Source organism: Paracoccus homiensis (assembly GCF_900111675.1).
Lineage (GTDB): Bacteria > Pseudomonadota > Alphaproteobacteria > Rhodobacterales > Rhodobacteraceae > Paracoccus > Paracoccus homiensis.
In genome coordinates this window covers 148,948-162,447 of the sequence record NZ_FOHO01000001.1, presented here as the reverse complement: position 1 = coordinate 162,447, position 13,500 = coordinate 148,948, and the positions used below count along the sequence as shown (strand labels likewise).

12 protein-coding genes are annotated in these 13,500 nt (G+C 63.6%); 9 read left to right on the top strand and 3 right to left on the bottom strand.

Features of this window, described 5'->3' with window-relative positions:
* The first annotated feature begins 127 nt into the window (after nt 1–127).
* Nucleotides 128–577, top strand: a complete 450-nt coding sequence (locus BMX67_RS00835; protein ID WP_090731739.1) for an outer membrane protein assembly factor BamE — start codon at nt 128–130, stop codon at nt 575–577.
* Between the two features lie 45 nt (nt 578–622).
* On the opposite strand, the gene BMX67_RS00830 is transcribed toward BMX67_RS00835, so the two are convergent.
* The gene (locus tag BMX67_RS00830) at nt 623–1,624 is read right to left on the bottom strand and encodes a serine hydrolase domain-containing protein (protein ID WP_090731737.1); all 1,002 of its coding nucleotides are present in this window, start codon (nt 1,622–1,624) and stop codon (nt 623–625) included.
* A gap of 118 nt (nt 1,625–1,742) precedes the next feature.
* Between BMX67_RS00830 and BMX67_RS00825 the strand changes: the two genes are divergently transcribed.
* From BMX67_RS00825 to BMX67_RS00815, 3 genes are all read left to right on the top strand, one after another.
* Nucleotides 1,743–2,480 (top strand): SseB family protein, encoded by a 738-nt coding sequence (locus BMX67_RS00825; RefSeq protein ID WP_090732180.1) that lies wholly within the window; start codon nt 1,743–1,745, stop codon nt 2,478–2,480.
* A gap of 48 nt (nt 2,481–2,528) precedes the next feature.
* Complete coding sequence (locus BMX67_RS00820; RefSeq protein WP_090731735.1) at nt 2,529–3,221, top strand: CDP-alcohol phosphatidyltransferase family protein; 693 nt, start codon at nt 2,529–2,531, stop codon at nt 3,219–3,221.
* A 68-nt stretch (nt 3,222–3,289) separates the two neighbouring features.
* Nucleotides 3,290–4,759: an ABC transporter substrate-binding protein gene (locus tag BMX67_RS00815; RefSeq protein ID WP_090731734.1), complete on the top strand. Its 1,470-nt coding sequence runs from the start codon at nt 3,290–3,292 to the stop codon at nt 4,757–4,759.
* Between the two features lie 66 nt (nt 4,760–4,825).
* Here the strand turns inward: BMX67_RS00815 and BMX67_RS00810 are convergent, their stop codons facing one another.
* Both BMX67_RS00810 and BMX67_RS00805 read right to left on the bottom strand, forming a co-directional pair.
* Nucleotides 4,826–6,373, bottom strand: a complete 1,548-nt coding sequence (locus BMX67_RS00810; RefSeq protein WP_090731733.1) for an alanine/glycine:cation symporter family protein — start codon at nt 6,371–6,373, stop codon at nt 4,826–4,828.
* Between the two features lie 29 nt (nt 6,374–6,402).
* Entirely contained in the window at nt 6,403–6,837 is a 435-nt protein-coding gene (locus BMX67_RS00805; RefSeq protein WP_090731731.1) for a universal stress protein, read from the bottom strand.
* A gap of 412 nt (nt 6,838–7,249) precedes the next feature.
* On the opposite strand from BMX67_RS00805, the gene BMX67_RS00800 reads away from it, so the two are divergent.
* The 5 genes from BMX67_RS00800 (at nt 7,250) to mrdA (ending at nt 13,496) form a co-directional block, all read left to right on the top strand.
* Nucleotides 7,250–8,806, top strand: coding sequence for a 2-isopropylmalate synthase (locus tag BMX67_RS00800; protein WP_090731730.1), 1,557 nt, complete (start codon nt 7,250–7,252; stop codon nt 8,804–8,806).
* A gap of 212 nt (nt 8,807–9,018) precedes the next feature.
* A complete protein-coding gene (locus BMX67_RS00795; protein WP_090731729.1) occupies nt 9,019–10,053 on the top strand; it encodes a rod shape-determining protein in 1,035 nt (344 codons plus the stop codon).
* Nucleotides 10,054–10,078: 25 nt separating this feature from the next.
* Entirely contained in the window at nt 10,079–11,017 is a 939-nt protein-coding gene (gene mreC / locus BMX67_RS00790) for a rod shape-determining protein MreC (protein WP_090731727.1), read from the top strand.
* Nucleotides 11,014–11,553, top strand: coding sequence for a rod shape-determining protein MreD (locus BMX67_RS00785; protein ID WP_090731725.1), 540 nt, complete (start codon nt 11,014–11,016; stop codon nt 11,551–11,553). The genes mreC and BMX67_RS00785 overlap by 4 nt, the downstream gene beginning before the upstream one ends.
* Entirely contained in the window at nt 11,550–13,496 is a 1,947-nt protein-coding gene (mrdA, locus tag BMX67_RS00780) for a penicillin-binding protein 2 (RefSeq protein WP_090731724.1), read from the top strand. Before BMX67_RS00785 ends, mrdA begins: the two co-directional genes overlap by 4 nt.
* Nucleotides 13,497–13,500 lie beyond the last annotated feature (4 nt).

Here is a 13,500-nt window from a genome sequence, read left to right as displayed (position 1 = left end):
GGTCTGCGGTTGCAAATGGCGAGGTTTGGCGCAAAACCTTCCCGCAGATGGATATTCTTGAGCGCCGGGTGCGAGTTTGCTAAGCGTGACGGGCCGCGTCAACCGCCCGAACAGAGGATGAATTTTAATGGCCGTCATCCGGCACCTGCTGATCATGGCCGTTGCGGCCTGTCTTGCGCTTGCAGCCTGCGCCCCCGTTTATCGTAATCACGGCTATGTGCCGCCCGAACTGGACTTGCAACAGGTCGTGGTCGGGGAAACTACCGTCGATCAACTTCCGGACCTGATCGGTCGCCCCACCGCGCAGGGGCTGCTGACCGGATCGGGCTGGTTCTATGTCGGGTCCCGCTGGAAACATTTCGGCGCCGCCGAACCCGAGGAAGTCAACCGCGAGGTCGTCGCGATTTCCTTCACGCAGGGCGGTGTCGTCAGCAATGTGGAACGCTTCGGCCTTGAACAGGGCCGTGTCGTCACCCTGTCGCGCCGTGTGACCGATACCGGCATTACTGAGATTTCGCTGATCGGTCAGTTGCTTGGCAATCTGGGTAACTTCCAGGCCGGCGATATTATTGAGTAATGGCAGTCGCCGGGGCTTGTCCCCGGCGATGCCGCGGCCCCAGGTCTAGACCTGTCGCAGGATCTGGCGCGCCAGATCGTGCAACTGGTCGCGATAGCCCGTCCGGGCCGAAGGCTGATCGGGGTCCGATGTGATGGCGATGGCGACGGCAGGGTCATTGCCGCTGGCCGGCGCGACATAGATCATCTGCCCGCCATAGCCCCAGCCAAAGCGAATCTGCCGACGTTCCAGACGGGCAAGGAACCAGCCATAGCCATAGCCCTGTCCGGTAAACACCGATCGGGTGCGGGGTTGCCAGCTGGCCTCGATCCATTCGGGTCGCAGGATCTGGCGCCCGCCCGCGCGGCCGTCGGCGGCGTAAAGCGCCCCGAAGGCCAGCAGCGACCGCGTCGACATGCTCATCTGATTGCCGCCCAGATAGATCCCCTGCGGGTCCTGATCCCAGCCATTGATCGCAAAACCGGGCACAGGCCCCAGCCAATCGCGCGCAAGCGACAGCGTCGGGCGGCGGCTGACCCGCGTCAGAATCGCGGAAATCAGATGCGTCGAGGCGGTCGAATACTGCATCCGCCCGCCGGGATCCTGCGTGAAGGGGGCCGCCAGTGCCGCCTGAACCCAGTTACCGCTGCTGACCCAGCGGCCATAGTTCGTGCCGGATTGCCGTTCCAGCCCCGCCTGCATCGACAGCAGATGCCCCAGCGTGACCTGATCCAGTCGCGGATCGGGGTCGGGGGGCAGTTGGTCGCGCAGGATCGGCGCGATGGGCTGATTCACGCCTTCCAGCAGACCGCGCCCGATGGCCATGCCCGCAAGCGCCGAGATGATCGATTTCGATGCCGATTTGATATTCGTCGGGTCGTCGGGACCAAATCCGTGGAACCCCTGCGCTGCGATTTCCTCGCCGCCGCGCCAGATGGCGACCGCGCGCAGCTGTTCCAGCTGCCCGGCATCCTGCAGTAGATCGGGCAGCGTGGTGGCCCTTGCGCGATAGGGGGCGGCAAGAAAGGGGGCCGATGTGACCCCGGCTAGGAAATCGCGGCGTTTCATGGCGGTGATAAGATCACGGTGCGGAATGAGGTGAAAATAACAGCTTCGTCAGGGCCCGGGCTTGTTCCACGGATCGGGCAAGGATAGGGCAGGGGCATCCCAGCCGAAAGTGCAGATCATGACCGCGCTTGATGAACTTGCGACCATTTCCTTTCACGATGCCCCCGCGCCGCTTCGGGCGCGCATGCTGTCGCGGCTTGCCGATACAGAACTGTCGGTTGCGCTGACCGCCGAACCGGTGGGCGACGATATCGAGTTTCGGACCTTCCCGCTGGAGGCGGCGCAGGTCGCGCTGGCTTGCGACAGCGAAGATCGGCTGGCCGAGTTCTTTGGCGGGCCGGTGGCCTATGCCGCGCTGCCGGGCCGCGTGCTGGCGGGGATCCTGCGCGATGCGGGCACGGGCCTGCTGGTCAATCCCGGCCATCCCTCCGAGATGTTGCTGGACGCCGCCACGCTGGACTGGCTGACCGGGGCGCTGTCGCACAGCCCCGAACAGGCCGAGGCGCGGCTGCGTCTGGCGGCGCCTGCCCAACAGGTCGTCGCCGATCTGGCCGAACCCTTGGCGCAACGACTGGGCGACATGCGCGGGCTGATCACCGGCGCGGCGCTGGCCGGGGTGCAGGGCGCAGAAGGTCCCTCGGCCCACCTGCTGTTGATCGCGGGGGCCGCGCCTGACCGCCAGCCCGCCATCGCCAAGGCGCTGGCAGAAACGCTGGCCTTCCTGCCCGAACAGGCCGGTGGCGTCGATATCAGCTTTACCGATCAGGACTTCCCCGCCGCCGCGCTGCGCTTTGACATGGCCGATCCCCAGCCTGCGCCCGCGCCGCGCCCCAAGGGGCCGCCGATCCTGCGATAATTCGCCAAGCATGTTGCAGCGGGTTCATCAAACTGACAAAGGTGACGGATGGAATTGCGTCACAAAGCCCTTTTCGTCCATCTTCTGACCGCCACCGGCGCCGTTCTGTCGATGCTGGCCATGCTGGCCGCGGTCGATGAGAAATGGTCGCTGATGTTTCTGTGGCTGGTCGTGGCCTTTGCCGTCGATGGCGTCGATGGCCCGTTGGCGCGGCGTTACGAGGTCAAGAAGAACTGGAAGATGTATGACGGGGTCCTGATGGACCTGATCATCGACTATCTGACCTATGTCTTCATCCCGGCCTATGCGCTGTTTCGGTCGGGATTGCTGTCGGGCTGGACCGGATGGTTCGCGATCATCGTGATCGTCTATGGCAGCGTGCTGTATTTTTCGGACACGCGGATGAAGACGACCGACAATTCCTTTGCCGGCTTTCCCGGCTGCTGGAACATGGTGGTGCTGGTCCTGTTCGCGACCAGCCCGCACTGGCTGATCATCCTTTTGGTTGTCGTGGTGCTGACCATCGCGATGTTCACCAATATCAAGTTCATCCACCCCGTCCGCACTGAACGTTGGCGCGCGGTGTCGCTGCCGATCGCGATATTGTGGGTGGTGTTCGCGGCGCGGGCGGCATGGGTCGATTTCCATCCCTCCAGCTGGGCGATCTGGGGGCTGGTCGTGACCTCGATCTGGCTTCTGGTCGCGGGCGCGGCGCAGCAATTGATCCCGCAACGCCGCTAAGGCGCGGCTTGCGCCGTTTTCCGATCCGTTGAATGATCCGCCCATGTCATTGAAACAAGGGGCGGCTGATGCGACATTTCCTGATCACGACGGCGGCGTCCGTGGCGCTGATGGCCGGTGCGGCCACGGCGCAGGACAGCCTGACGCTTGGCATGGTGCTGGAGCCGCCGAACCTTGACCCCACCGGCGGGGCGGCCGCCGCCATCGACGAGGTGGTCTATGCCAATGTCTTTCAGGGCCTGACCCGTTTCGGCCCCGATGGCAGCGTGCAGCCGGGGCTTGCCGAACGCTGGGACGTCGAACAGGACGGCAAGATCTATGTCTTTCACCTGCATGATGGCGTGACCTTCCACGATGGCAACAGCTTCGATGCCGAGGATGTGGTCTTTTCGCTGGATCGGGCACGGGCCGAAGATTCCACCAATGCACAGAAGGTGCTGTTTCAGGGCATCGAAAATGTCGAGGCGCTGGATCCGCTGACGGTTCGCGTCACCCTGTCCGCGCCTGACGGGAATTTTCCGTTCAAGATGGCCTGGGGCGATGCGGTGATGGTCGATCCGGCCAGCGCCGACAGCCTGGCGACCGCGCCCATCGGGACCGGGCCGTTCCGTCTGGAACAGTGGGTTCAGGGCGACCGGGTCACGCTGACGGCCTTTGACGGCTATTGGGGCGATGCGCCGGCGCTGAAATCCGCGACCTTCCGCTTTATCAGCGATCCGACAGCGGCCTTTGCGGCGATGATGTCGGGCGATGTGCAGGCCTTTCCGAACTTCCCCGCGCCCGAGACCCTGCCACAGCTGGAAGCCGATCCCCGCTTCAAGGTGATCGTCGGCACGACCGAGGGTGAAACGATTCTGGCGATGAACAATGCCCAGCCGCCGCTGGACAACGTGGCCGTACGTCGCGCGATCGCCCATGCGATCAACCGGCAGGATATCATCGACGGGGCGATGTTCGGCTATGGCACGCCCATCGGCAGCCATTTCGCGCCGCACCATCCCGATTACGTCGATCTGACCGCGTCATCTGCCCATGACCCGGAACAGGCCAGGGCGTTGCTGGCCCAGGCGGGGATCAGCGACCTGTCGCTGCGCCTTGCCCTGCCGCCGCCGTCATATGCGCGTCGCGGCGGCGAGATCATTGCCGCGCAGTTGCGCGCCGTCGGAATCGAGACGCAGATCACCAATATGGAATGGGCGCAGTGGCTGGAAACGGTGTTCAAGGGCGGCGATTTCGACCTGACCATCGTCAGCCATACCGAACCGCTGGACATCGATATCTATGCCCGGCCCGATTACTATTTCCACTATCAGCGCCCGGAATTCGCCGCCCTGATCGAGGATCTGAACACTACCGTCGACCCCGATCAGCGGTCGGATCTGTATGCGCAGGCCCAGCAGATGATCGCCGAGGACAGTGTGAACGGCTATCTGTTCCAGCTGGCCAAGACTGGCGTCGCGGATGCGCGGCTGGAAGGGCTGTGGGAAAATGCGCCGACGCAGGCCAATGACCTGACGCAGGTTCGCTGGACGCAGTAGGCCGCAGGCCGAAACGCAAAACGGGCGCATCGCTGCGCCCGTTTTCTTTTGTCGCATGAGGCCGGGTTACTTGAACCGGCGGATCTCACCCGAGCGCAGGCGCCCCAGATAGCTTTCCATCTCGCGCTTGACGACGGGCATCAGCACATACAGCGCGATGATGTTGACGACCGCCATCGCAAAGATCATCGCATCCGAGAAGTCGATGACCGGGCCAAGGCTGGCGGCGGCACCGATCCAGGTGAAGACGCAGAAAATGATCTTGAACAGCAATTCCTTGGTCTGGCCTTCGCCGAACAGGAAGGTCCATGCCTTCAGGCCGTAATAGCTCCACGAGATCATGGTCGAGAAGGCGAACAGCACCACCGCGACGGCAAGGATATAGCGGAACCAGCCAAAGGTTTCACTGAACGCCGCCGAGGTCAGGGCGACACCGCTGTTGCCGCTGACGGTCTGGATCGCGGTGCCGGCTTCGTTCAGGACGAACATGCCGGTTTCGGGATCGGTGACCAGCTGGCCGGTGATGATGATGACCAGCGCCGTCATGGTGCAGATCACGACCGTGTCGATGAACGGTTCAAGCAGCGACACGAAGCCCTCGGTGATGGGTTCCTTGGTCCGCACGGCGCTGTGGGCGATGGCGGCCGAACCGACGCCCGCCTCGTTCGAGAAGGCGGCGCGGCGGAAGCCCTGGATCAGCGCGCCGATGGCCCCGCCGACAGCCCCGTCCCAGGTGAAGGCACCACGGAAGATCTGGCCAAAGGCGTTCCCGATCTGGTCGAAATTGATCAGGATGATGACCAGCGCGGTCAGCACATACAGAACGCCCATGAAGGGGACGACCTTTTCGGTGACGCTGGCGATGGATTTCAGGCCCCCAACGATCACAAGGAACACGACCAGCGCAAAGACCAGACCGGTGATCCAGCCCGGATAATCGCCGACGACATTGGCGATCTGGGCATGGGCCTGGTTCGACTGGAACATGTTCCCGCCGCCAAAGCTGCCGAGGATACAGAAGATCGCGAACAGCACGGCCAGGATCTTGCCGCCGCCGACGCCGCGTTCTGCAAAGCCCTTGGTCATGTAATACATCGGACCGCCCGAGACGTGGCCGTCCTCGAATTCGTTGCGGTATTTCACGCCAAGCGTACATTCGGTAAACTTGGTCGCCATCCCCAGAAGACCCGCAAGGATCATCCAGAAGGTTGCACCCGGCCCGCCGATGCCGACGGCCACCGCGACCCCCGCGATATTGCCAAGGCCGACAGTGCCCGACAGGGCGGTGGCAAGCGCCTGGAAGTGGCTGACCTCGCCCGCGTCATTGGGGTCGGAATAATTGCCTTTGACCAGCGCGATCGCATGCGGAAAGGCGCGTGCCTGGATCAGGCCGAAATAGATGGTGAAGATGAAGGCGGCGATGACCAGCCAGCCCACGATCCACGGAAAGCTCGTGCCCGGAAAATTGGAAAAGATAAAGCTGACGAACCAGCCGGTGGATGAGGCGAAAACCTCGTTGATCTTTTCGTCCAGACCCTGCGCGGCGGCCGATGAGGCGGCGGCAAGGGTGGCTGCCAGACCCGTGGCAGTCAGAGTGAATGCGCGTTGTGTCATATGTTCTCTCGCTTTGTGCTGCCCTTGGGTTACGGGACGATGGTGACCGGCACCGGCGACACCTGCGCCAGCGTGCCTGCGACCGACCCGAAGATGCGCGAGGACAGGCCCGATTGCCCCATGCGACCGATGAAGATCAGGGCCGCGCCCTCATCCTCGGCGATCTTGCACAGCGTGTCGGCGATATGGCCGTATTTCAGGGTCGAGGTGACCGGAACGCCCGCCGCCTCGACCTTTTTCATCATGGGCGTGATGATGGCGGTTTCCGCCCGGTCAAGTTCTTCCTTGCGGCGCTTGTGCCGCTCCTCGATCTCGCTGGGTGTCAGAAAGCTGTAGGGCGACCATTCAAGGACATGGGCGATGATGATGCTGTCGCCCTGCGCAGTTGCACGGGTGATGGCAAAATCCAGCGCGCGTTGCGACGCGGCGCTGCCGTCATATCCGACGACGATTTTACGTGACATTGTACCCCCTGGTTCGCGATTATCGCTGTTGTTGGTGATTAAAGTGTAGGCAGAGACAGGCCTGACAGACCAGAGAAATTTACGACATTTGTATGAAGTCGCGTGGGATCGGGCGGAATGCCCGTGTTTTACGCGCGGTTTCGCGGGTTTCTGCCTTTTGCCGCGTCGCGCGATTTGGCCGGGGGGTGAATTTTTTCGCTTTTCAACACGGATCGTGGGCGGCATAGTCTGCGCCATGACTCGGATGCGCCATATCGCCACCGCCATGACCACGCCCGCGGGCGTGCCATTGGCCGTGAATCTCCGTGGTCTGCTGCTTCTTACGCTGCGCTGAGCGGGTCTCCGGGCCGCCGCTCAGTCAGGTCAGTGCCCGGGCACCGCACCCAACAAAGCGTCAAGAAAGACAGATCCCATGACCGACAAGAACCGCGTCTTCATTTTCGATACGACCCTGCGTGACGGCGAACAATCGCCCGGCGCCACCATGTCCCATGCCGAAAAGCTGGAAATCGCCGCCATGCTGGACGAGATGGGCGTCGATATCATCGAGGCGGGCTTTCCCATCGCCTCGGAAGGTGATTTCGCCGCCGTGTCCGAAATCGCGAAACAGTCGCAGAACAGCGTCATCTGCGGCCTTGCCCGCGCGCAGCTGCCTGATATCGACCGCTGCTGGGAGGCGGTGAAGCATGCCCGCCGCCCGCGCATCCACACCTTCATCGGCACTTCGCCGCTGCATCGCGCGATCCCCAATCTGGACATGGACCAGATGGCCGAACGGATCGAGCAGACCGTGTCCCATGCCCGCAACCTGTGCGACAATGTGCAGTGGTCGCCGATGGATGCCACGCGGACCGAACATGATTATCTGTGCCGCGTGGTCGAGATCGCGATCAAGGCCGGCGCGACCACGATCAATATCCCCGATACGGTCGGCTATACCGCGCCGCGCGAAAGCGCCGATCTGATCCGGATGCTGCTGGAACGCGTGCCGGGCGCCGACGAGATCATCTTTGCCACCCATTGCCACAACGATCTGGGTATGGCGACGGCCAACAGCCTTGCCGCCGTCGAGGCGGGCGCCCGTCAGATCGAATGCACGATCAACGGTCTGGGCGAACGCGCCGGCAACACCGCGCTGGAAGAGGTGGTGATGGCACTGCGCGTGCGCCACGACATCATGCCTTTCGACACCGGCATCGACACGACCAAGATCATGAACCTGTCGCGCCGGGTGGCGCAGGTGTCGGGCTTTCCGGTGCAATTCAACAAGGCGATCGTCGGAAAGAACGCCTTCCTGCACGAATCCGGCATCCATCAGGACGGCGTGCTGAAGAATGTCGAAACCTTCGAGATCATGCGCCCCGCCGATATCGGTCTGAACGAAACCAATATCGCCATGGGCAAGCATTCCGGCCGCGCCGCGCTGCGCGCCAAGCTGAAGGATCTGGGCTATGAGGTCGGGGACAATCAGCTGAAGGACATTTTCGTGCGGTTCAAGGCCTTGGCCGACCGCAAGAAAGAGGTCTATGACGAAGATATCGTCGCGCTGGTCCAGGACGCCGCCGCGAATACCGGTGACGATCATCTGCAGGTCAAGCATCTGAAGGTCGTCTGCGGCAGTGACGGCCAATCCGCCGACCTGACCATGATCGTCGATGGCGAGGAAAAGACCGTCCACGCCACCGGCGACGGCCCGGTCGATGCCTGCTTCAACGCCGTGAAGCAGATCTTTCCGCATAATGCGCGGCTGCAACTGTATCAGGTTCACGCCGTGACCGAAGGCACCGATGCGCAGGCCACCGTCAGCGTCCGGATGGAAGAGGACGGGCGCATCGTCAACGGCCAGTCCGCCGATACCGACACGATCCTGGCCAGCGTCAAGGCCTATGTGGGCGCGCTGAACCACCTGATCGTGCGCCGCGCCCAGCTGGGCCGCGACGACAAGCAGATCAGCATGTATTCGCACTGAACTGCGGCAAACGGCGCCGGATCATCCCCCGGCGCCGTTCTCACGACGGCGTGACGCCGCGCATCCTTGCATCACGGGGCTTTTATGGACGCGTTTACCCTTTTATATGGGGCGGCGCAGTTCCGGGACGAATCCCGGTTCGCGGGGACAGTTGATCGCATCAGGCGCGGGCAAGGCCGGGACCAACCCGGCGCGAAAAAAGGAATACGGGCATGGCATTCGGCGGTTTGTTTTCGACCGACATCGCAATCGACCTCGGCACGGCGAACACGCTGATCTATGTCAAGGGCAAGGGCATCATTCTGAACGAGCCCTCGGTCGTGGCCTACCACGTCAAGGACGGCAAGCGGCAGGTTCTGGCGGTCGGTGAGGACGCGAAACTGATGCTGGGCCGGACGCCGGGCAGCATCGAGGCGATCCGCCCGATGCGCGAAGGTGTCATCGCCGATTTCGACAGCGCCGAACAGATGATCAAGCACTTTCTGAAGAAGGTGTTCAAACGCACCAGCTTTTCCAAGCCGAAGGTCATCGTCTGCGTCCCGCATGGCGCGACTCCGGTCGAGAAACGCGCGATCCGCCAGTCGGTCCTGTCCGCCGGTGCCCGCAAGGCCGGTCTGATCGCCGAACCCATCGCCGCCGCCATCGGCGCGGGCATGCCTATCACCGAGCCGACCGGCAGCATGGTCGTCGATATCGGTGGCGGCACCACCGAGGTTGCGGTCCTGTCGCTGGGGGATGTGGTCTATGCACGCTCGGTCCGGATCGGCGGCGACCGCATGGATGACGGCATCATCAACTATCTGCGCCGCAACCAGAACATGCTGATCGGCGATTCCACCGCCGAGCGTATCAAGACCAGCATCGGCACCGCCCGGATGCCCGATGACGGCCGTGGCGCGACGCTGATGGTGCGGGGCCGCGATCTGCTGAACGGGATCCCGAAGGAAATCGAGATCAGCCAAGCGATGATCGCCGAGGCGCTGGCCGAGCCGATGCAGGCGATCAGCGAGGCCGTGATGGTCGCGCTGGAATCGACGCCGCCCGATCTGGCGGCCGATATCGTCGATCGCGGTGTGATCCTGACCGGTGGTGGCGCGATGCTGGGCGATCTGGATCTGGCGCTGCGCGAGCAGACCGGTCTGTCGATCACGCTGGCGGACCAACCGATGAGCTGTGTCGCGCTTGGTACCGGCAAGGCGCTGGAATACGAAAAGCAGCTGCGGCACGTGATCGATTACGAAAGCTGATCCGCGCGTGTCGCGGAGATTGTGAATGGCGCGCAAGGGACCAGATTTCAGCACACCGATCCGACGCGTTCTGATCGCGCTGGTATCCATCGTGCTGATCGCGCTGTTTCTGTTCTGGCGCATCGACAGCCCCAGGGCAGAACAGATGCGCGTGGCGATCATCGACCGGGTGGTGCCCAGTTTCGATTGGGCGCTGATCCCGGTGGCGAAGGTCACGCAGATGGTATCGGGCTTTCAGTCCTATGCCCGGATCTACGAACAGAACCAAGAATTGCGGCGAGAGCTGCAAAAGATGCAGGCGTGGAAAGAGGCCGCCGTGCAGCTTGAGCAGGAAAACTCGAAACTGCTGGCCCAGAACAATGTGCGCATCGATGCCGCCCTGACCAGTGTGACGGGCGTGGTCATGGCCGATAGCGGTTCGGCCTTTCGGCAATCTGTGTTGCTGAATGTCGGCACGCAGGACGGTATCGTCGATGGCTGGGCGACGATGGACGGGTTGGGACTGGTCGGGCGCATATCCGGCGTCGGCCAGCGCACCAGTCGCGTCGTGTTGCTGACCGATCCCTCCAGCCGGATCCCGGTGACGGTTCAACCTTCGGGTCAGCGGGCGCTGCTGACCGGCGACAACAGCGGTCTGCCGTTTCTGGACTTCATCGAAAGCCCCGACAACGTGCGCCCCGGCGACCGGGTCGTGACCTCGGGCGATGGGGGTGTGTTCCCGGCGGGGTTGCTGGCCGGGCAGGTCGCGCTTGGCAGCGATGGGCGGATGCGGCTGCGCATGGCCGCCGATTACGGGCGGCTGGAATTCCTGCGCGTGCTGCGCTCGCACCCGGCCGAGGCGATCAGCGAGGCTGGAACCCTGATCCCGCCCGGCGATCAGGGCCTGATCGGGCCGGTCATGCCTGATTCACCCGTGGATCAGGCCCAAAGCACCGACGCATTGGCCACCGGAACAGAACCATGATCGACGGCGCCCACCGCCACGTGGTCGCCAGTGCCCTGCTGTTTCTGGCCTGCGAGGCGGCGATCCTGTTCTGGCGGTTGCTGCCACTGTCCAGCGGATTCGCGGGCTGGCCGGGTCCGGATCTGGGCCTGTGCCTGATGTTCGCCTGGGTTCTGCGCCGTCCTGATCAGGTCGGGGCCCTGCCGATCGTGCTGTTCTTTGCCATCGAGGATGTGCTGCTGCTGCGGCCGCTTGGGCTGTGGGCCTTTTTCGTCCTTCTGGGCAGCGAGGCCGCACGAGGTCGCGAGCACCGTTGGCGCGATCAGCCATTCATGGTTGAATGGCTGCGCGTGTCGATCTTGATCGGGATGATGATGCTGGGCTATCGCATCGTGCAGTTCCTGTTCCTGCTGCCCGTGCCGGTGCTGGGTCAGGTGATCCTGCAATATCTGGCGACGGTGGCCTGCTATCCGCTGGTCGTGTTCGGCGCGCGCTGGCTGATCGGTTTGCGCCGGATCAGCGCCGCCGAGGCCGAAATGATGAGACATAACGCATGAAACGCTCGCCCCAGGATATTCAGGCCAGCAGCCGTCTGGTGACGCGTCGCGGGCTGATGCTGGGCGGCATTCAGTTGGGCGTGATCGGCGGGCTGGGAATGCGGCTTCGCTCGATGCAGTTGGATCATGCGGATGAATACCGGATGCTGTCTGACGGCAATTCGATCAAGATCCGGCTGCTGCCGCCTGCGCGGGGGCTGATCCATGATCGGCATGGGGCGCTGATCGCGGGCAACGAACAGAATTACCGCGTCACCCTGACCCGCGAAGAGGCGGGCGGCGATGTGGCGCAGGTTCTGCGCCGCCTGTCGCGCCTGATCCCGCTGAGCGAGCAGCGCATCGACGAACTGATGGAAGAATTTTCCAAACGCAGCGCGGTCACGCCGATCGTTCTGGCGGATCGCCTCAGCTGGGAACAGTTCGGCTCGATCGCGGTGAATGCGCCCGCGCTGCCGGGGGTGACGCCGGAATCGGGCCTGTCGCGGGTTTACCCCCGTGCGGGCGATCTGGCGCATGTGCTGGGCTATGTCGGCCCGGTGTCCGATTACGATCTGTCCAAGATCGAGGAACCCGACCCGGTTCTGATGCTGCCCGAGTTTCAGTTGGGCAAGGTCGGGGTCGAATCCAAGCTGGAAGAATCGCTGCGCGGCAAGGCCGGTGCACGGCGGGTCGAGGTGAACAGCGCCGGGCGCGAAATGCGCGAGCTGGGCCGGCAGGAAGGTCAGCAGGGCGCGACCGTGCAACTGACCATCGACGCCGCCTTGCAGAACTATGCCGCCCAACGCATGGGCGAGGAAAGCGCCGCTGCCGTGGTGATGGATGTCCAGACCGGCGAACTGGTCGCGATCTGTTCCTCGCCCAGCTTCGATCCGAACAAATTCGTGCGCGGGATTTCATCGACCGATTACAAGGCACTGATGGGGCATGACCACCGCCCGTTGGCCGACAAGACGGTTCAGGGCGTCTATCCGCCGGGCTCGACCTTCAAGATGGTGACGCTGCTTGCGGGGCTGGAGTCCGGCGTCATCAATGGCGGTTCTCGGTTCTACTGCCCCGGCCATACCGAGGTCGGTGGCCGACGCTTTCACTGCTGGCGGCGGGGCGGGCATGGCATGATGGATGCCGTCCAAAGCCTGGAGCAAAGCTGCGACGTCTATTATTACGAACTGTCGCAACGTGTCGGCATCGACCGCATCGCCGCCATGGCCCGCAAGCTGGGCGTGGGGGTGCATCACGATCTGCCGATGTCCGCCGTGGCCGAAGGGATCGCGCCGGACCGGGCCTGGAAGAAGGCGCGCTATGATCAGGACTGGCAGATTGGTGACAGCCTGAACGCCTCGATCGGGCAGGGTTATGTGCTGGCCTCGCCGCTGCAACTGGCGGTGATGACGGCGCGGATCGCCTCGGGGAAGGTGATCCAGCCGCGGCTGATCCGGGCCATCGATGGTGTGCCGCAGGTGGCCCCGGAATTCGAGGATCTGGACATAAATCCGCTGAACCTGCGTCAGGCGCGTGCGGGGATGGACGCGGTGATGAACGGCAGCCGCGGCACGGCCTCGCGGTCGCGGATCCTGCCGGATGAGTGGCGGATGGCGGGCAAGACCGGCACCAGCCAGGTGCGCAACATCACCGCCGCGGAACGCGCGCGCGGCGTCATCCGCAACGATCAGCTGCCGTGGAACCGGCGCGATCACGCGCTGTTCGTCTGCTATGCGCCCTATGAGGCGCCGCGCTATGCCTGCTCGGTCGTGGTGGAACATGGCGGCGGCGGATCGACCGCGGCCGCGCCGATTGCCCGCGACATCATGCTGTTCGCGCTGGCGGGTGGTCTGCCACCCTTGGATGCGGTCCCATCGGGCGAGCGTGCCGCGATGGAGGAACGCCACAACGCCATGCATCTTTATACGCCCACGCCGCCGCAACCCGGCCGCAGCCGGGCCTGAGGGG